This is a genomic window from Sphingobacterium zeae (assembly GCF_030818895.1).
Classification (GTDB): Bacteria; Bacteroidota; Bacteroidia; order Sphingobacteriales; family Sphingobacteriaceae; genus Sphingobacterium; species Sphingobacterium zeae.
The window spans coordinates 4,282,031-4,299,168 of the sequence record NZ_JAUTBA010000001.1 but is presented as its reverse complement, the minus strand read 5'-3'; the positions used below and the strand labels follow the sequence as shown (position 1 = coordinate 4,299,168).

The following is a 17,138-nucleotide window of genomic DNA, read 5'->3' as shown; positions in this document are numbered from 1 at the left end:
AAGAGGGAAATATGGTCTTGTTTCTTTTTTAAAAAGTATAAAATAAGAAAAAAAATAAAATTATGGCAGAAGTAACTTATTTTACGGAAGAAGGATTGCGTAAGCTTAAAGAGGAATTGGCTTATCTGAAGACGGAAGGAAGATCAAAAATTGCCAATGCTATTGCAGAGGCAAGAGACAAGGGGGATTTGTCTGAAAATGCAGAGTATGATGCGGCTAAAGAGGCTCAAGGGCTTCATGAGGCTAAAATTGCCAACTTGGAGAATACATTGGCTACGGCACGTTTAATTGATGAGTCCAAATTGGATACATCTAAAGTTTTGGCCTTATCGATCGTTAAGATAAAGAACAAAAAGAATGGTGCTGAGATGACGTATCAATTGGTTGCAGAGTCAGAGGCAGATCTGAAGTCGGGTAAGATTTCTGTTAAATCTCCTATTGCCCAAGGTTTGTTGGGTAAATCTAAAGGCGATACAGCTGTTATAGAAGTACCAGCGGGTAAAATTGAATTCGAAATCGTAGATATTTCAAGGTAATATATGTCGGTTATGTGCGGTATGCCATAACCGCACATCTACAAATTAACTTTATATTAAGAAGGTCGTGATGTAGCAATCGCGACCTTTTTTGTTTATATTTGTTGAACAGTGGAATTACAGGGTGTGAAAAAGCGGTAATAAGATTTTTTAATCGCCGACATACCAGGGGCTTAGTAGAGTTAAGTCTGTTGTTTGCTGATTGTATTTTAAAAAGATTTATTCCAAGATTAGAATAATATGTCGACAATTTTTTCAAAAATCGTTTCTGGGGAGATCCCAGCTTACAAAGTTGCTGAGAGTAATGATTTTCTAGCTTTTTTGGATATCAGCCCATTAGCTAAAGGGCATGTACTAGTGATACCAAAGAAAGAGACAGATTACATTTTCGATATCGAAGATGACGAATACATGGCGCTTTGGGTCTTTGCTAAGATTGTAGCTCAAGGTATTAAAAAAGTAATTCCATGTGTAAAAGTCGGTGTAGCTGTCGTGGGCTTAGAGGTAGCTCATGCACATATACATTTGGTGCCTATCAATAAAATTAGTGATTTAAACTTTGCTGGACCTAAATTGAGCTTAACTGAGGATGAACTCCATCAGATTGCGACCACTATCCGCGAGTCTATCGTGAGTATAACTGCTCAAAATCAATAATTAGAAAGATTATATTACACTTGATTTACGTTGGTTTTTTAGAAGAATGCTATATTTGTACTTTGTTTTTTCAAAATTGTGCAGAAATAAGCGTAGGATTTGTTCTAAATTATGAACGCAACATTGATTTTTACTAAAGGTTATGCATGAACTTTTGTTGTCATTTCAACAATTATTGAACCCAGAGGAACTATTGAGTTCAGGAGGGTTTTATTTAGTTATCCTCATTGTATTTGCTGAGACTGGTCTATTTTTCGGATTTTTTCTACCTGGTGATTATTTACTATTTCTTGCTGGATTATTCTGTGCCCTGAATAAAATTGACGTAAATATATTCACGCTTTGTTTGGGATTGTTTACCGCTGGGGTATTAGGTAATTTTACAGGATATTGGTTTGGCTATCGGGCGGGGCCGATGTTATTTAAGCGAAAAGATAGTTTCATCTTTAAGCGAAAATATGTAGTCATGGCTGAGGAATTTTACCACAAATATGGTGGAACCGCTTTAATTATAGGAAGATTTGTTCCAATAGTTCGTACTTTTGCGCCTATCTTTGCCGGGGTCGTAAAATTAGATTTTAAGAAATTTGTTCTATATAATGTTTCGGGGGCTGCCATCTGGGTGGTAGTTTTGACGCTTTCAGGTTATTTCCTAGGTATCGAATTCCCGGGTATTATACATTACGTAGAATATGTTATAGTTGGTATGATTGTCATTGCATTTTTGCCAATTGCCATAACGTTATTGAAAAAACGTATTAAAGATAAAAGAAACAAACAAAATATACAGTAAATAAAAAATGAGTAAACAAAATCCTTGGCACATGGTTTCTCCAGGTGAGAATGTGCCAAATGCCGTAAATGCTATCATTGAGATTACAAACGGATCCAAAGGAAAGTATGAATTAGACAAAGAAACTGGTTTGTTGCTTTTGGACAGAGTGATGAGTTCTTCTGTCGTTTATCCTGCCAATTATGGTTTTATTCCACAAACTTATTGCGATGACAAAGATCCGTTGGATATTTTGGTCATCTGTTCAGTGGATATTTTACCATTGACATTAGTTGAGGCACAGGTTATTGGCGTAATGAATATGGTCGATGGTGGCGAGCAAGATGATAAAATTATTGCGGTAGCTAAAAATGATCCTATTTTTAATTACATTAAAGATATTGATCAATTGCCTCCGCATACAATGAAAGAAATTGTACAATTCTTTGAGAGTTATAAAGCGCTTGAAAAGAAGCATGTCGTTGTTGAGGGTGTGAAGGGACGTGATGAAGCGCAAAGAATCTTGATTGAGGCTATCGAATTGTACAAAACAGAATTTGTTAACAAATAACCCCCAGCATGGCGCTCGATTTATTTTGGACATTGTTTTTAGTACTTGCAAACGGCTTTTTTGTGGCCGCAGAATTTGCTATTGTCAAGGTCCGAGTCTCCCAAATTGAAGTTCAGGCAAAAACAGGTAGCAAAGTTGCTACCATAGCCAAGAGTATAACGGAACATTTGGATGGTTATTTGGCCGCTACACAATTGGGTATTACACTCTCGTCATTAGCTTTAGGCTGGGTTGGCGAGGCTGTAATGACCCAAATTGTGCAGGGTGCACTGGGGTTTTTCGGTGTTGAATTGACCGGGTCGATTGCTACCAATGCAGGACATGTATTGGCTTTTTCGATTATTACTGTATTACACATTGTATTCGGAGAGCTTGCTCCTAAATCGATAGCCATTCAAAAACCTGTTGCAACAACGATGAAAATTGCGGTTCCGCTGCAATTTTTCTACTTTATCTTTCGACCAATTATTTGGGTTTTAAACGGATTTGCTAATTTCCTGTTAAAGATTTTGGGATTTGAAGTTACCAAAGGGGAATCTGCCCACTCGTCGGAAGAATTACAGTATCTTTTAGATAAAGGTAAAGAATCTGGTGCTTTGGATATTTCTGAGCACGAATTGATTAAAAACGTATTCGATTTTAACGAACGTATCGTTAAGAATATTATGGTACCGCGTACTCGAATTGTGGCGGTAGAAGTGACTGCTGATGCTTCTGAACTGATTGAAACGATGACGGAAGAAGGGTACTCCCGTCTTCCAATCTATGATGATAATATTGACCAAATCGTGGGTATTGTTCATACAAAAGATATTCTACCGCTTTTAGCGAAAGGAAAAGAGGTTGTGATGAAAAATATTATGCGGAAACCCTATTTTATTCCTGAAACGAAGAAGATCAATGATTTGATGGCTGAATTTCAGCTGAAGCGGATTCAGTTGGCGATCGTATTGGATGAATTTGGTGGAACGGCAGGTATGGTTACATTGGAAGATATCGTAGAGGAGTTGGTGGGTGAAATCCAGGATGAGTACGATGAAGAAACACCAGTTGTGGAGCGTATTTCCGAAACAGAGTATATGGTGGATGCCGGAGCCAGTATTCATGATGTGAATGAGTTTCTTCCAATAGAGTTACCGGAGAGTCAGGATTACGATACGATGTCAGGTCTTGTGAGTGAAATCTTCGATAAGATACCGGAAGTCGGTGAGCGGAAAGAAGAGTATGGTTACATATTCACCATCATTCGAAAAGCGCAGCAGAATATCGAATTTGTCAAATTGGAATTGGTCGAGTCTGCTGAAGATGATACCGAAGAATAAATAGTAGCGAGTAGCCCATGCAGTTATTTTTTACACCGGATTTAAATCCTTCATCAGAAAATTTTATCCTGAGTGAGGAAGAAAGTAAACACGCTATTCGTGTGCTTCGTATGGATGCCGGAGATCGTTTACATCTTATAGATGGTCGCGGAGGTTTGTACGAAGCTAAAATTATCGACCCACATCCTAAACGCACAGTTCTTACTATTTTAAATGTGGAGGAGGGCTTTCAACATCCTCGCTACCATCTGCATATTGCGGTGGGGCCAACAAAGAATATCGATCGTATCGAATGGTTTTTAGAGAAGGCAACGGAGGTAGGGATTCAGGAAATCACGCCCCTTATTTGCGAGCATTCTGAGCGAAAAGAGGTTAAATTAGAACGCTTAAACAAGGTGGTTGTTGCAGCGATGAAACAATCGTTGAAAGCATATCTTCCCAAACTTAATGCTGCTGTATCGTTTAAAGAGTTTTTGAAGAATATTCCAACTGAAGGCGTGCAAAAAGCAATCGCACATTGTGTGGATGGTGAAAAAAAGTATTTAAACCAGATTTTTGAGCCTGCCAAACACTATATTATCCTTATTGGTCCGGAAGGAGATTTTTCTGAAGGAGAAATTGAGTTGGCATCACAAATGGGTTTTCATGCTATATCGCTAGGAGACGCGCGTCTAAGGACCGAAACCGCTGCTTTAGCGGCCTGTATGGAAGTTTCCCTGTTGAATAGGTGAATACAGGTAGTAGTGGAATAAGAGACGAGCCTATCCCTGTAACGGGCTGTGCGAGATCTGCAAAGCCCATTTAATAGTTTAAAAATAGACGCTAGTTTATTTTATGGGCTCAGCATCTACAATCTGAATTTCCGCATTTCCCTTAAGCGGATCCTTCGTAAAAATCATTTTCCCTTTTAATTTAATCGGATCTTCAGAAAATTTTATTGCACTACCCTTAAGGGTTACTTCGACCATAGGAGGGATGCCATTAGAGCCACAGAATTGACATTGCATAACCGGCAATACAGACATCATAAAGTTTTTATGATTACGGCCACTATGAAGCGGAACCATGTAACCGGGCAGTTCTACTATTTTATTTTCAAGTGCTTTTAGTTCCTTCGGATAGAAAGGAGTATACACTTTCTTTGCGCCGTTGTAAGTGACTTTGTAGGCCATTTTATCAATCGCTTCCCACGTTTTGTTCATCATGGGCGTATGGTCGGGAACATCCGGATTACTGCCAATCTGTGCCTGTAACTGTATGATGCCGAAGAATAGGAAGAACAATGCAGTGATAAGTTTTTTCATCTGTTTAATTTTTTCTTGTTGGGATGAAGCTATTCGATTTGTGTTGTTTGATGAATAAATCTGATAGCTTCATCGCGGTTAATATTACCTATATTGTATTAAGATTTTTTTAGTGCAATTCCAGGATTTACCAGCTCTGTACCCCTATTTTTCATTTTAGTTCAATTGCCATTATTCTATTTGTTTGACAAAGTACCGGCTATACTTGTGCGATACGCTTTCACAGCAGGAATTAACGCTGCGAGCACACCAATTAGACAAGCAACACACAAAAATACGAATTCTTTTGGATGTAGCCTAAAAGCTTCGATAAAGTCGGCGCTCTGGCTTGTTTGGTTGCTGATATAATATAAGGCCAAATGTGCCAATAAAAGTCCCACCAATCCACCAATGATTGTTATTGTCAGGCCTTCTAATAAAACGATGTTGAATAATTTTCCTTTAGAGGCTCCGAGTGTACGCATAATAGCAAGATCATATTTACGTTGTTTCAACGCATTATAGAGATTAATGAATACACTCAGGCCGGCAATGAGCATGATCACATACGCAAGGATAGCTAAAGAATCCATTCCTACTCCTAAGAGTGAAAACAAGCGCGTACTTTCCATCGCTGGAGAAGCAGCTTGCATATCCGTTTGTTGGTCAATCATTTTAGGTAATATACCGATAGCTGCCGGGGATTGATATTTAATCAAAATAGCAGTTATTTCTAGTCCATTTTGCTTCACCATATCGGCGCCAATAGATTTTACAAACATACCTTCCTCCTCGTGCTGGTCTTGCTCATCGTGATTGTGGTCGTGATGATCTTTTCCGCTGGTTCCTAAAGCTGCGTTAGAGTTTTCTTCTAAATCTTCTCCATGATGGTGGAGGTGGGCTTTGACGGTTTCCTCCCTGTCTTCTTCGCGTTCACGGAGTTCTTTCTGTAGTGCAGTTTCTTCATGATCATGTGCGTGTGCGATTCCATGGACATCCCAGACACTCTCTAAGTTGGTTAATATCAGGTTATCAGTAACATTGTTATTGTGCTTTAAAATGCCTACAATAGTAAAAGGATGTTCATCATGATGATGGCCATCTTTGCTCAAGCCGTGTGAACTATGGATTTGATCACCGATTTTCAGTTGCTGTTTTTTTGCAACCTGGTCACCAATGACTACTTCAAAATTATTTTGCCAAATGCGGCCTTCACGAATAGAAGTCTCATAGATGGACAGGAAAGAGGAATCGGTTCCAACGATGCGATGCCCTTTGAAGTTATCACCCAGCGATAAGGGAACTGCTAGCTGCACAAGCGGATTTTGGCGTAATGGGTCCAGTTCGTCTAATGGGATGTTACCTGTCGGATTGTCGATGTGATAAACACTCGATAAGATCAATTGCAGCGGGCTCCCTTTAGCGCCAACGACTAAATCAATATTTTTGCTGTTATTGTCAAGCTGCTTTTCAAAAGATTCTCCGGTAATTGATAGCACGGCGAGGATCGAAATTCCAAATGCCGTTAGCAAGATGCTTAGAAAGACCGAGCCAAACTGTCTACTTAAATTTTTCCAAACCAATTGTATCGTGTTCATAGCAAATTTTAATATCTAAAGGGTGACGCGTAAATAAAGTAAAAAATTATTTTAAAAGGTACATTTTAGAGAATTGTTCTTTTATTCTCTTGTCGTGCGTAGTTATCAGTAGGGTCGATCCAGCAGTTTCAGCTATCGATAATAGGAGTTCTAATACCCTATGGGTATTGTTATCATCCAATGCAGCTGTCGGTTCATCCGCAATCAATAGGGCTGGTTTATTGATAATGCTACGGGCTATAGCGGCACGTTGCAATTGACCACGACTCAATTCGTTTGGATAGGCATTACTTTTTTGATCCAATTGCAGCTGTTTTAGGATGAGTTCAATAGTGCTTACATCTACTTTTTTTCCGGATAAAGACTGCGCCAATTTGATATTTTCAACTAACGTTAAATTTTTTAGGAGGTGGGCCTCTTGAAATATGAATCCAATATATTGAGACCTGAACTGATCCAGTTTGCTGGTGGATAACAACGATAAGTTTTGACCATATATGTTGACCTGCCCTGTTTCTGGTCGTGACAAACCACCTAATATATTTAATAGTGTTGTTTTTCCAGAACCAGAATCGCCTAACAATAGTGTATGTTGCCCTTTTTCGATGTAAATATCTGGAAATTCAATTGGCGCTGAATTTGGATACTGGAATGATAACTGTGTAGTCGATACGATTGGAGTGTTCATGGGAATCAGATATTGAAATATATTCAAACTTAGATAAATTGCTTTTTATATGCAATATAATTGCAATTATATTGCATATAAAAAGCAATTCGTATTAGCGAGCTTAGTATTTTCAATGGAAAGGCTACTGATCTATTGGTTATCCTATTGTATCATCGATCTTTTGGTTAACTCGCTAGGGGCTGTACAACGATGCCAAGGATAAAAAGAACCAATTGTGTTAATAAATGAAGTGCTTAATAATTTACTTACACTTCATTAATATCATTTCGCTATAACAGGCTCAAATAGGATGCTAATTCGCTATAAAAGCTCTTTTTTACTAAAAATCGAAAAATAACAACGATAGGTAACATTAAATTAACAGCGGATTGATGTAATGGTAATTTGTTGTTAATGTTAACCTAATATTCTGCTAATAGATTTGCAGAAACAAAAAGCAAATAAATTGGAACCACAATTACAACTTAAAAGAATCGCTGCTGTCGTAACGCTAGCAGTAGCTGCGTCAACAACAGTTTATGCACAGAGTAGTGGGAAGTTAATGGGAACTATTACCAATAGTAAAACTGGCGAAACAATCACCGGAGTAACTGTTCGTATTTTAGGTACGTCAAGAGGGGGAAGTTCAGATGTATCCGGAAAATATAGTATTCCGGCTTTACCGGCAGGTAAATATACTGTAGAATACATTTATGTAGGTTACTCGACAAAGCAAGTTACAGAGGTTGAGATTAAAGCGAATGATTTGACCAATTTAGATATCGTTCTTGATAACTCAGAAGGGCAGGTGTTAGATCAAGTTGTGGTTACAGGATCTTTTAAAAAGGAATCTATCGGTGCGTTATATTCGCAACAAAAAAATAGTGCGTTGATTTCTGATGGTATTTCAAGTGAACAGATCAGAAGATCGCCCGATAAAAATACATCTGAAGCATTACGTCGAGTTAGTGGGGCAACTATTCAAGATAATAAATTTGTTGTGGTTCGGGGGTTAGGCGACCGTTATAACGTTTCCATGATGGACGGTTCGGTATTGCCAAGTACGGAAGCCAATCGTCGCGCATTTTCATTTGATATTGTTCCATCTAATTTGATAGATAAAATTACAATTTCAAAAACTGCAACACCGGATCTACCTGCAGATTTTGCCGGTGGTGCAGTGCAAATCACAACGAAGGATATTCCGGATCAAAATTTTGTATCCTTTGGTTTAGGTTACGGCTATAATACAGCTTCCACATTCAAGGACTTCTTACAAACCAAGAAGAATTTTCAAAACTATTTAGGTTTCGATGATGGTTCAAGTAATTTGGCGACTAATATGTATACGAGAGAGCAAGTGAAGGCTGGGCTCTCTGGTAAAGAAAATCGTCTTGCACTTAAGTCTATGCCAAATGATCTTTCCATTGAAAATAAAAAAGCATTACCCTCTCAAAATTATCAGTTTTCATTAGGGAATGTGAAACAATTTGAGAATAATAATAAATTTGGAGCCTTATTTTCGGTAACCTATAGAAACTCACAGAATATATTGGCGAATGTAAGACGCGAATGGCATCAATATGACTTTACGGATAATCAATATAGATTTTCCAATAATTTAGGAGCATTAGCTAATTTCGGATACACATTTGGTAAAAATAAAATCACCTGGAAAAATCTCTATAACAAGAATTATGACAATACCTACACGAGTCGGACGGGTATTGATCTAGGGTCAAATTTTGACAATAGATTTTCCGCTTATGATATCTTGGAGAAATCTTTATTCAAATCAACTGTTGATGGTGAACATGTGTTAAGTGATAAGAATGATAAAATAAAATGGACAGCCTCTTGGAGTAATATCAAGAATGACCAGCCTAATCAGGTTAAACTTAATTATGTTAGACCAATGTCTGCAGCCAATGATCCTTCCGTTCCCTTTACAGCAAACCTTGGTACCATAGGTAAACAAAATACAAGATTGTTTGCCAAACTAAATGAGAATATTTATTCAGGAGAAGGTAGTTATATCTTACCTATAAATTTTTTAACAGAACAATCCACCCTGAAAGTGGGTGCTGGTGGAAACTATAGAAAACGCAATTTTGATGCTAGATTTATTGGTTTCCAATTCAACGAAAATGCATTTGATAATGTAGAAGATATCAATAAATTTTTACAGACTCCTGCTGATCAAATTTTTTCCGCTCAAAATATAAATAATAATTATTTCCGCTATGGAGAAATCATGATGAATGGAGATAAATATGAGGCGAGCTCTGTAACTTCTTTTGGATACGCAATGTTGGACCAAAAATTCAATGATAAATTTAGAGTAGTTTACGGTTTAAGAGTTGAAAATTACAATGTTAAGATTGACGCTTTAAATGTAGATAACATGAAAATGGTGGAGGATGTTAACGACACGAAGCTGGATTTTCTTCCATCTGTAAACTTTACTTATAGTGTGACGCCAAAATCCAATGTTAGAGCATCTTACTATCGTACATTAGCAAGACCAGAGCTAAGGGAATTAGCTTCATTTAAGTTTTATGATTTCGAACAGCTCGGAATGATCACCGGTAACCCTGATTTGAAGCGTGCTTCCATTAACAATGCCGATTTACGTTATGAGATTTATCCTTCTGCTGGCGAAATTTTATCTATTTCAGCATTTTATAAGCAATTTACAGATGCCATCGAGCCGCGGAGATATGATGTTACTTCTACTCCTGATATTAGTTTTGGAAATGTTCCAAAAGCCAATCTTTATGGTGCGGAATTGGAAGTTCGTAAAAAATTGAATTTTGTAAATGACCAACCATTCTTTAAAAATACAACGGCTTACCTGAATCTTGCGTTCGTCCATTCCGAAGTTACCAACCCAACCGATCAACCTTATTTGGAACAAAAGAGATCAATGGTCGGACAGTCTCCCTATGTTATTAATGGAGGATTGCAACATACAGCTTTAGATAACAAATTAAATCTTAATATCCTTTATAACCGTATAGGTAAACGTATTATTCAACCCGGTGGACAAACTTTTGCGAGCGCCTGGGAAGCACCTAGAAACGTATTGGATTTTCAAGTTGGCTATAGAGTGTTAAAAAATAAAGGTGAGTTTAAATTAAATGCAAGTGATATTTTGAACAACTCTATTAATGTATATTTTGATAATAAAGTGCGAAATATCAGCAATGAAACCTGGTTTAAATACAAACCTGGTGCAAACTATTCCTTATCATTTAATTATACTTTTTAATTGGTAATGTAAATTTAATATTTCTTTAAATCTAAAGACATAAGTAAAGTATTTTTTTGTATTGAGATTTTTAAAACTTAAAAAATGAAAAAAAGATTATTATTCTTATCATTAGCGGCATTGTTAATCGCTGGAGCTTGTAAGGAAACCAAAATTACAGATGATGGTAATGATACTGAAACACCAACTAATCCAACAGATAAAGATGTTGTGGAAGTTACCGGAGAAATTACAGCCAATACTACTTGGACTTCGGATAAGATTTATTTGTTGAAAGGATTTGTTTTCGTTTCAAATGGAGCTACATTGACAATTCAGCCTGGTACAATCATAAAAGGAGATAAAGCAACAAAGGGAACTTTAACGATTACAAGAGGCTCCAAAATTAATGCGGTAGGTACTGTTGATAAACCGATTGTATTTACTTCCGCTCTACCAGCAGGTGCAAGAACTAGAGGTGATTGGGGAGGTGTAATTCTATTAGGAAAAGCTCCTGTGAACCAAGGTACAGATGTAATGATTGAAGGTGGATTGGAAGGCCCTAAGGGAAAAGATGCTAAAAATTATATCTACTATGGCGGAACTGATGCTGCAGATAACTCAGGTACGCTAAAATATGTACGTATTGAGTTTGGCGGAATTGAATATTCTGCCGATAATGAAATCAATGGATTGACAATGGGAGGTGTTGGAAATGGCACCACATTAGAGTACATCCAGGTTTATCGTTCCGGAGATGATGCTTTTGAATGGTTTGGAGGTACTGTAAATGCGAAACACTTATTAGCTGTTGCAACTTGGGATGATGATTTCGATACAGATTTTGGATATTCTGGAAATGTCCAATTTGCTCTTGCGCAGCGAGCAACCACGCAAGCGGATCAATCGGGATCTAATGGATTTGAGTCTGATAATAATGCAACAGGTACAGACCAGACTCCAAAAACCTCTGCTGTTTTTTCAAACGTAACGATTTTAGGCCCTATAAAAAAAGCGGGTGAATCGGCTATCGGGAATTATCAGCATGGCGCGCAAATTCGTCGTAATTCTTCTTTGAGCATATTGAATTCAGTGATTTCAGGATTTCCATTCGCTGGATTGTACATTGACGATACAAAAGTTGTTACAGCGAATACAACTTCGAATAACTTCTTAACTGGATCAGCGGTATTTGCAAATAATTTGGTGTACGGTTCAAAAGATGCAGATTTAAAAGTAAGTTCAACCACAAATTTAGCAGCAGTCAATACATTACTGCGTGCGAATAATGTATTTGATAATACAAAATTTGCACCAGCATTATTTAAAGCTCCTTATAATTTTGGAAAAGATTTTTCTTCAACTCCAGCAACTCCAGATTTCACGTTATCGACAGGCTCTGATGCTGCAACAGGCGCTGCATTCACGAATGCTAAGGTGTCGGGAAGTTTCTTTGAGAAGGTGGCTTATAAAGGGGCTTTTGGTACAGAAGATTGGACAAAAGGTTGGGCTCATTATGATCCCCAGTCGTTAAACTACACAACTCCAGGGAGAGTAACACAAAATTAGTTTCAAAATAACAAATAGAAAAATCCTGCCTTGAGCAGGATTTTTTTGTAGCATATTATGCGTTAATTCGTTATAAAGAGAAATAAAATAAATCTTAAATTATGAAAAATACGGTCTATTTGATTTTAATGGGTATTTTACTCCTTTTGGGCTGTAAGAAATCTGAAAATAAAACGGATTCAGAAACTACAGGGCTGAAAGTCGAAATAAAAGGAATTTCTGGCTGGGGTGAGTTTGTAAATATCAGTGTAGATCAAAATAAGACAGCGGTAAAGTATCCTGCAGGGACTAATGGAAGTCCTCAAACGGCAAGGGATAAAAGCTACAGAACCAGTGAAGAAACTTTTAGAAAGCTGTCGTCATATGTCGAAACTTACAACTTATTGGAAGCTAAAATCCAAGAGTGTGCACGTTGTGTTGACGGGATGGATTATGTAATCACAGTAAGATCTGGAAGCGTGGAAAACACCGTGACAATAGCCGTAAACCGGACGGATGGTAAATATGCTGATGTGCTTGATTTTATAAGTAAGTTATAGAAAGCGCAAAAGCGCTGTCAAGAATTATTTATTTTTCAGCAAAATATTGATTTTAGCTAAAACATATACTATAAAGCCAATATCTCGAACTGCGATTTAAAAAAGTAATATTACCTGGGTTCATAATGATAAACAATCTGATAAGACTGATTTTTAAGCTCCTCAGACAGTTGACCTATATCGAGTGTTTGCGCTTGTGGTGTAGGCTCACAGACCGAATAATATTTTCCATTGTACAAAATAGCGTCACCAATAGGGTGTTCAAATTGAACGGCCATAGTCACATGAGTGGGATAGAGCAGGGTAATCATAGGTAAATTGTAGATTTCCTTAACCAAATAAAAAAATAAGGCTACCCGATCATCACAGTCACTGTATTTATTTAATAGGGTTTGTTCAGCCGAAAGACGTTTTTCAGCTCCAAAATTCTCTTCATCATTTTCATACAAAAAGGCATACCGGGTAAACCGCATTAAATAATCCACTCCTTCCTGTTGGCTCTTTCCACTTAAATTATCCTTAAGCGCCGGAATAAGCGATTGATAGGTTTCTTTGCTTAGCGGAATATTGAAATAAGTTTCAAAATCCACACCAGGATAGTTTTTAAAAAGATCACTGATATCGTCATTCAACTTGATGTTAAAATGGTAGGCTTTATGGCCATAATTGAACGCGATCTGCTTTTCCTTATAGTTTGCAGGTACAAAATCAGGTAATTTTGTGATTTTATAACTGAAATCTTCGATAGCTTCCGGAATCTTTATGGTGACTGGAATGTAGGTGTCAGCTCGTTGAAACAATTTTCCGTAGTCATGGAAATTTAAACAGGTATATTTCTTGCCGTCAATTTCAAAAAATGGAATATCAGAAATATCTTCTTTGTTCTGAATGAAAAATATGATTTGATTATTACCAACAGCCAAGCGGGCGTCATAACCAGATTTACACATTAAAAACCATTTGTACAACGTGTAGCGTGTATAATTTTCATCTTTCGGAGCAATCTGTTGCGCGGTACGGCGAATCAACTGATAATATACCCAATCATTCAAATGGTGCTCGTCTTTGTATTCAAGCAAACTGTTTACAAGTTGTATATAATCTGTCTGATCCGCTGTTTGATAGAATTTTTGTACATGCGCTATCGTCAAGCTGTCTTTGAATGGAATGTTAAAGGAAGTCGGAACATCAATGGATACCTTTCCGTCATAAAAATCGAAATCATGATGTTGCGCCCACAGCTGTTGTGAAGCGCAGGTCAACCATACGATGATGGTGAATAACATCCAATATATTTTTCTTGATCTCAATTCTTAACAATTTGATAACATTAGTGTAATATAAATTTAACAAATTGTAATTGCTTTTCGAAAAAATTGTAGAAAATATTTTTAGCCTACCGCAAATTGATAGTAAATGTAAACTTATTTCAGTGTAAGACATAATCGTTTGCCAGTGCATGTTAGGGAGACTTTGTTCGCTAGTTTTTCGGGACTGATTCGTACCATTTTCGGGGTTCCCCCACTGCCTGCCCACTGATTCTCCACCTCGGGCCCACATAAACAGTGGGGAAAGAGTGGGGGATCAGTGGAGCGAGAGTGGACGCACGGCGAACAAAGGGCGAACAAAGAGCGAAGGAAGGGCGAAGAAGCTATAGTTTAAAGACTCAGCTTTTCGATAAATTACGCGATTAGTAGGTAACTTTAGGTTTATTACTTTCACAAATTACACCCTTAGCTGGTTTGTCATTTGTCGTACTGCAATTTAAGCTTTTATCCAGCGTTCTTTTGGCATTGTCCAAATGGTTATATTGTTCTGCCATATTCCCAAACTCAGCAAAGTTCTCTTTGTCTGTATACAATATGGAAATAAACTCGCAGTCTTTACGAAAGGGGGCAATGTGCCATTTACTGGGGTCGTTGCAGGGAATGTCATCAAAAAAGGTCTGTAGCTTGGGGAGCAGATCTGCCAGTCGTTGGTTGATCTCTGATAGTTCCAAATCTCTAGCTGAGGCGACTTTCAGTTTGCCGGCGATGCATCGTATTCCAAAATGAGGAGGAAGATAGTTGGGCGAAACACTGGTGTCGTAAACAATAGGTCCTTTATATACTTTCTGTGCCCTTTCTCTGAGCGCTGCAGCTTCGGTAATTAACTTATTATAGGCTTGTTCAAAGCTCGGGTGTACGGGTACATAGGTGTAATAAAGCGTGTCAACTCGGCATTCCTTTAAATCACTGCAGGAAATATTTTCGGTTAGTTTAACTGCTTGTTGGATTTTATCTGCTGCTAGACTTGTGAGTTCGTCGTAGCTTTCTTCTTTTTTACAGCCTACAAAGAGAAGTGTACTACATAAAAAAGCGTAGAATAGGTGTTTTAAGTACTTCATAAATTGGTTTTTTTAAGCTTAACGAAAGCTTTCAGCTATCCGCTACAGTTGCAAATCAATGTGACGTGTAAAAATAGTATTAAAATTCGTATCTTCGTGCAATGGATAATTTTATTGTTTCTGCACGTAAATACCGCCCGATTACCTTTGATTCGGTTGTAGGTCAGCAACACATTACGGGTACCTTAAAGAATGCGATACACAACAACCAGTTGGCGCAGGCATTTTTGTTTTGTGGTCCTCGTGGTGTGGGTAAAACTACCTGTGCACGCATTTTAGCTAAAACAATAAATTGTGAAAATATCTTAGAGGGTACTGAGCCATGTGGCGAATGCGACAGCTGTAAATCTTTCCAAAACGGTAATTCATTTAGTATTCATGAACTGGATGCAGCATCGAATAACTCGGTCGATGATATCCGTAATCTTATTGAGCAAGTGCGGATACCTCCACAGGCAGGAAAATATAAAATCTATATCATAGATGAGGTCCATATGTTGTCTCAGGCGGCTTTCAATGCATTTTTGAAGACCCTCGAGGAACCGCCTTCTTATGCAATATTTATTCTGGCAACGACAGAGAAACATAAGATTTTACCGACGATACTTTCGCGTTGTCAGATTTTCGATTTTAACCGAATCAAAGTGGAAGATATGGCTAACCATTTGGCTAGTATCGCAGATCGGGAAAGTATCGCTTATGATCAGGATGGATTGCATATCATTGCACAAAAGGCAGACGGTGGGCTTCGAGATGCGCTGTCGATGTTTGATCAGATCGTCAGCTTCTCCAATAAAAATGTCACCTACCAAGCTGTCATTGATAATCTAAATATTTTAGATTACGACTATTATTTCAAGTTAACAGATGCTATTTTAACCGAAGACGCAGCACAATCCTTACTGCTTTTCAATGAAATTTTGAACCACGGATTTGATGGCAGTCATTTCGTTGCAGGTCTGTCATCGCATTTCAGAAACTTGCTCGTTGCCAAAGAACCGTCAACTTTAAAATTGCTAGAAGTTAGTGATAGTATTCGTCAAAAATATATGCAGCAAGCTCAAAAGGCTTCTCCGGGATTTTTGTTATCAGCATTGAATATTTCCAATCAATGTGAAATCAACTATAAGACGAGTAAAAATCAACGTTTACAGGTCGAACTTTCACTTCTCAAGACCTGCCATATAGCACATGCGATCAAATTGAGCCAGCTTGGATCCGTCCAGATGTCTTCGGCCAGCGAGGAAGTAAAAAAAAAACTTCCTGAGCCAATAGCAGCACAGCCAAAACAAGGGGCTTCGGCTGTCGTTACACCACCGATAATTTCATCAAGCAATGTTCCTGTTATTGAAAAACAGGTTGCGCCGCCACCTCCACAAGCTACCCCTGTAAATTATCAGGCTTCGGACGCAAAGGCCGAACCGAAAAAGGATCCTGTTTCGAATGTGCCTCCCAAAGTGAAAAAAGGAGGGTGGGGGGCTTCCGCTTCGGCAATTATTCCTTCTTTGCCCGACTTGAATACCATATACGATAACAATGCGGTTGCCAAAGAAGGGGATGAACCAGAATTGATACGTGGGAGCGAACAACGTGAGGTTTCATTCGGTCAATTTATTGCGGTTTGGAACAGTTATGCTGAACAACTTAAAGCAGAAAACAAGATTAACCTGTACACCATGATGACGGCCATGCAACCCCGATTAAATGGTGTATTGATTGAAATTGATGTTGAAAATGGAGTTCAGATGGATGTATTGCAAAGTGCAAAGGTTGATGTGCTGAATTATCTGCGCGTGAAGCTCCAGAATTTTTCGTTAGATCTAAAGGGGGTGATGATGGAGCACACTATTTCGCGCAAACCCTATACCTCACAGGAGAAGTATCAAGCCATGGTCAATAAAAACCCACTATTGGATACGTTGCGGAAGGAGTTTAACTTGGGGCTAAGCTAATTCGGAGACTTTAATTGTTGTTTATTTTTGTAC

General features: G+C 38.0%; 15 protein-coding genes. 10 read left to right on the top strand and 5 right to left on the bottom strand.

Annotated features, from left to right (window positions below):
* Window positions 1-62 precede the first annotated feature (62 nt).
* The 6 genes from greA to QE382_RS18035 all read left to right on the top strand — a co-directional run bounded on the left by greA (window position 63) and on the right by QE382_RS18035 (window position 4,589).
* Entirely contained in the window at window positions 63-536 is a 474-nt protein-coding gene (greA, locus tag QE382_RS18060) for a transcription elongation factor GreA (RefSeq protein WP_209579070.1), read from the top strand.
* A gap of 240 nt (window positions 537-776) precedes the next feature.
* Window positions 777-1,193, top strand: coding sequence for an HIT family protein (locus QE382_RS18055; protein WP_209579071.1), 417 nt, complete (start codon window positions 777-779; stop codon window positions 1,191-1,193).
* Window positions 1,194-1,335: 142 nt separating this feature from the next.
* Complete coding sequence (locus QE382_RS18050) at window positions 1,336-1,986, top strand: DedA family protein (protein WP_209579072.1); 651 nt, start codon at window positions 1,336-1,338, stop codon at window positions 1,984-1,986.
* Between the two features lie 7 nt (window positions 1,987-1,993).
* Window positions 1,994-2,536, top strand: a complete 543-nt coding sequence (locus QE382_RS18045; RefSeq protein ID WP_209579073.1) for an inorganic diphosphatase — start codon at window positions 1,994-1,996, stop codon at window positions 2,534-2,536.
* An 8-nt stretch (window positions 2,537-2,544) separates the two neighbouring features.
* A complete protein-coding gene (locus tag QE382_RS18040) occupies window positions 2,545-3,858 on the top strand; it encodes a hemolysin family protein (RefSeq protein WP_209579074.1) in 1,314 nt (437 codons plus the stop codon).
* Between the two features lie 17 nt (window positions 3,859-3,875).
* Window positions 3,876-4,589 (top strand): 16S rRNA (uracil(1498)-N(3))-methyltransferase, encoded by a 714-nt coding sequence (locus tag QE382_RS18035; RefSeq protein WP_307187148.1) that lies wholly within the window; start codon window positions 3,876-3,878, stop codon window positions 4,587-4,589.
* A 96-nt stretch (window positions 4,590-4,685) separates the two neighbouring features.
* Here QE382_RS18035 and QE382_RS18030 read toward each other — a convergent pair whose 3' ends face one another.
* The 3 genes from QE382_RS18030 to QE382_RS18020 all read right to left on the bottom strand — a co-directional run bounded on the left by QE382_RS18030 (window position 4,686) and on the right by QE382_RS18020 (window position 7,427).
* Window positions 4,686-5,162, bottom strand: coding sequence for a hypothetical protein (locus tag QE382_RS18030; RefSeq protein WP_307187147.1), 477 nt, complete (start codon window positions 5,160-5,162; stop codon window positions 4,686-4,688).
* A 176-nt stretch (window positions 5,163-5,338) separates the two neighbouring features.
* A complete protein-coding gene (locus QE382_RS18025) occupies window positions 5,339-6,739 on the bottom strand; it encodes an ABC transporter permease (protein WP_307187146.1) in 1,401 nt (466 codons plus the stop codon).
* A 46-nt stretch (window positions 6,740-6,785) separates the two neighbouring features.
* The gene (locus tag QE382_RS18020) at window positions 6,786-7,427 is read right to left on the bottom strand and encodes an ABC transporter ATP-binding protein (protein WP_307187145.1); all 642 of its coding nucleotides are present in this window, start codon (window positions 7,425-7,427) and stop codon (window positions 6,786-6,788) included.
* 448 nt (window positions 7,428-7,875) lie between these two features.
* Here QE382_RS18020 and QE382_RS18015 point away from each other — a divergent pair, with 448 nt between their 5' ends.
* From QE382_RS18015 to QE382_RS18005, 3 genes are all read left to right on the top strand, one after another.
* Window positions 7,876-10,680, top strand: coding sequence for a TonB-dependent receptor (locus tag QE382_RS18015; protein WP_307187144.1), 2,805 nt, complete (start codon window positions 7,876-7,878; stop codon window positions 10,678-10,680).
* An 84-nt stretch (window positions 10,681-10,764) separates the two neighbouring features.
* On the top strand, window positions 10,765-12,228 hold the full coding sequence (locus QE382_RS18010) for a beta-helix domain-containing protein (RefSeq protein WP_294350841.1): 1,464 nt from the start codon (window positions 10,765-10,767) through the stop codon (window positions 12,226-12,228).
* 101 nt (window positions 12,229-12,329) lie between these two features.
* Complete coding sequence (locus QE382_RS18005) at window positions 12,330-12,767, top strand: hypothetical protein (protein ID WP_294350839.1); 438 nt, start codon at window positions 12,330-12,332, stop codon at window positions 12,765-12,767.
* A gap of 110 nt (window positions 12,768-12,877) precedes the next feature.
* Here the strand turns inward: QE382_RS18005 and QE382_RS18000 are convergent, their stop codons facing one another.
* Both QE382_RS18000 and QE382_RS17995 read right to left on the bottom strand, forming a co-directional pair.
* On the bottom strand, window positions 12,878-14,053 hold the full coding sequence (locus QE382_RS18000; protein ID WP_307187143.1) for a hypothetical protein: 1,176 nt from the start codon (window positions 14,051-14,053) through the stop codon (window positions 12,878-12,880).
* Between the two features lie 404 nt (window positions 14,054-14,457).
* Window positions 14,458-15,153, bottom strand: a complete 696-nt coding sequence (locus tag QE382_RS17995; RefSeq protein ID WP_307187142.1) for a hypothetical protein — start codon at window positions 15,151-15,153, stop codon at window positions 14,458-14,460.
* Window positions 15,154-15,254: 101 nt separating this feature from the next.
* Between QE382_RS17995 and QE382_RS17990 the strand changes: the two genes are divergently transcribed.
* The gene (locus QE382_RS17990) at window positions 15,255-17,105 is read left to right on the top strand and encodes a DNA polymerase III subunit gamma/tau (protein WP_307187141.1); all 1,851 of its coding nucleotides are present in this window, start codon (window positions 15,255-15,257) and stop codon (window positions 17,103-17,105) included.
* Window positions 17,106-17,138: the final 33 nt, after the last annotated feature.

Bases quoted from the DNA above. Each gene is read 5' to 3' on its own strand.
- greA (WP_209579070.1), top strand. From the start codon at position 63: ATGGCAGAAGTAACTTATTTTACGGAAGAAGGATTGCGTAAGCTTAAA.
- QE382_RS18055 (WP_209579071.1), top strand. From the start codon at position 777: ATGTCGACAATTTTTTCAAAAATCGTTTCTGGGGAGATCCCAGCTTAC.
- QE382_RS18050 (WP_209579072.1), top strand. From the start codon at position 1,336: ATGCATGAACTTTTGTTGTCATTTCAACAATTATTGAACCCAGAGGAA.
- QE382_RS18045 (WP_209579073.1), top strand. From the start codon at position 1,994: ATGAGTAAACAAAATCCTTGGCACATGGTTTCTCCAGGTGAGAATGTG.
- QE382_RS18040 (WP_209579074.1), top strand. From the start codon at position 2,545: ATGGCGCTCGATTTATTTTGGACATTGTTTTTAGTACTTGCAAACGGC.
- QE382_RS18035 (WP_307187148.1), top strand. From the start codon at position 3,876: ATGCAGTTATTTTTTACACCGGATTTAAATCCTTCATCAGAAAATTTT.
- QE382_RS18030 (WP_307187147.1), bottom strand. From the start codon at position 5,162: ATGAAAAAACTTATCACTGCATTGTTCTTCCTATTCTTCGGCATCATA.
- QE382_RS18025 (WP_307187146.1), bottom strand. From the start codon at position 6,739: ATGAACACGATACAATTGGTTTGGAAAAATTTAAGTAGACAGTTTGGC.
- QE382_RS18020 (WP_307187145.1), bottom strand. From the start codon at position 7,427: ATGAACACTCCAATCGTATCGACTACACAGTTATCATTCCAGTATCCA.
- QE382_RS18010 (WP_294350841.1), top strand. From the start codon at position 10,765: ATGAAAAAAAGATTATTATTCTTATCATTAGCGGCATTGTTAATCGCT.
- QE382_RS18005 (WP_294350839.1), top strand. From the start codon at position 12,330: ATGAAAAATACGGTCTATTTGATTTTAATGGGTATTTTACTCCTTTTG.
- QE382_RS18000 (WP_307187143.1), bottom strand. From the start codon at position 14,053: ATGTTATTCACCATCATCGTATGGTTGACCTGCGCTTCACAACAGCTG.
- QE382_RS17995 (WP_307187142.1), bottom strand. From the start codon at position 15,153: ATGAAGTACTTAAAACACCTATTCTACGCTTTTTTATGTAGTACACTT.
- QE382_RS17990 (WP_307187141.1), top strand. From the start codon at position 15,255: ATGGATAATTTTATTGTTTCTGCACGTAAATACCGCCCGATTACCTTT.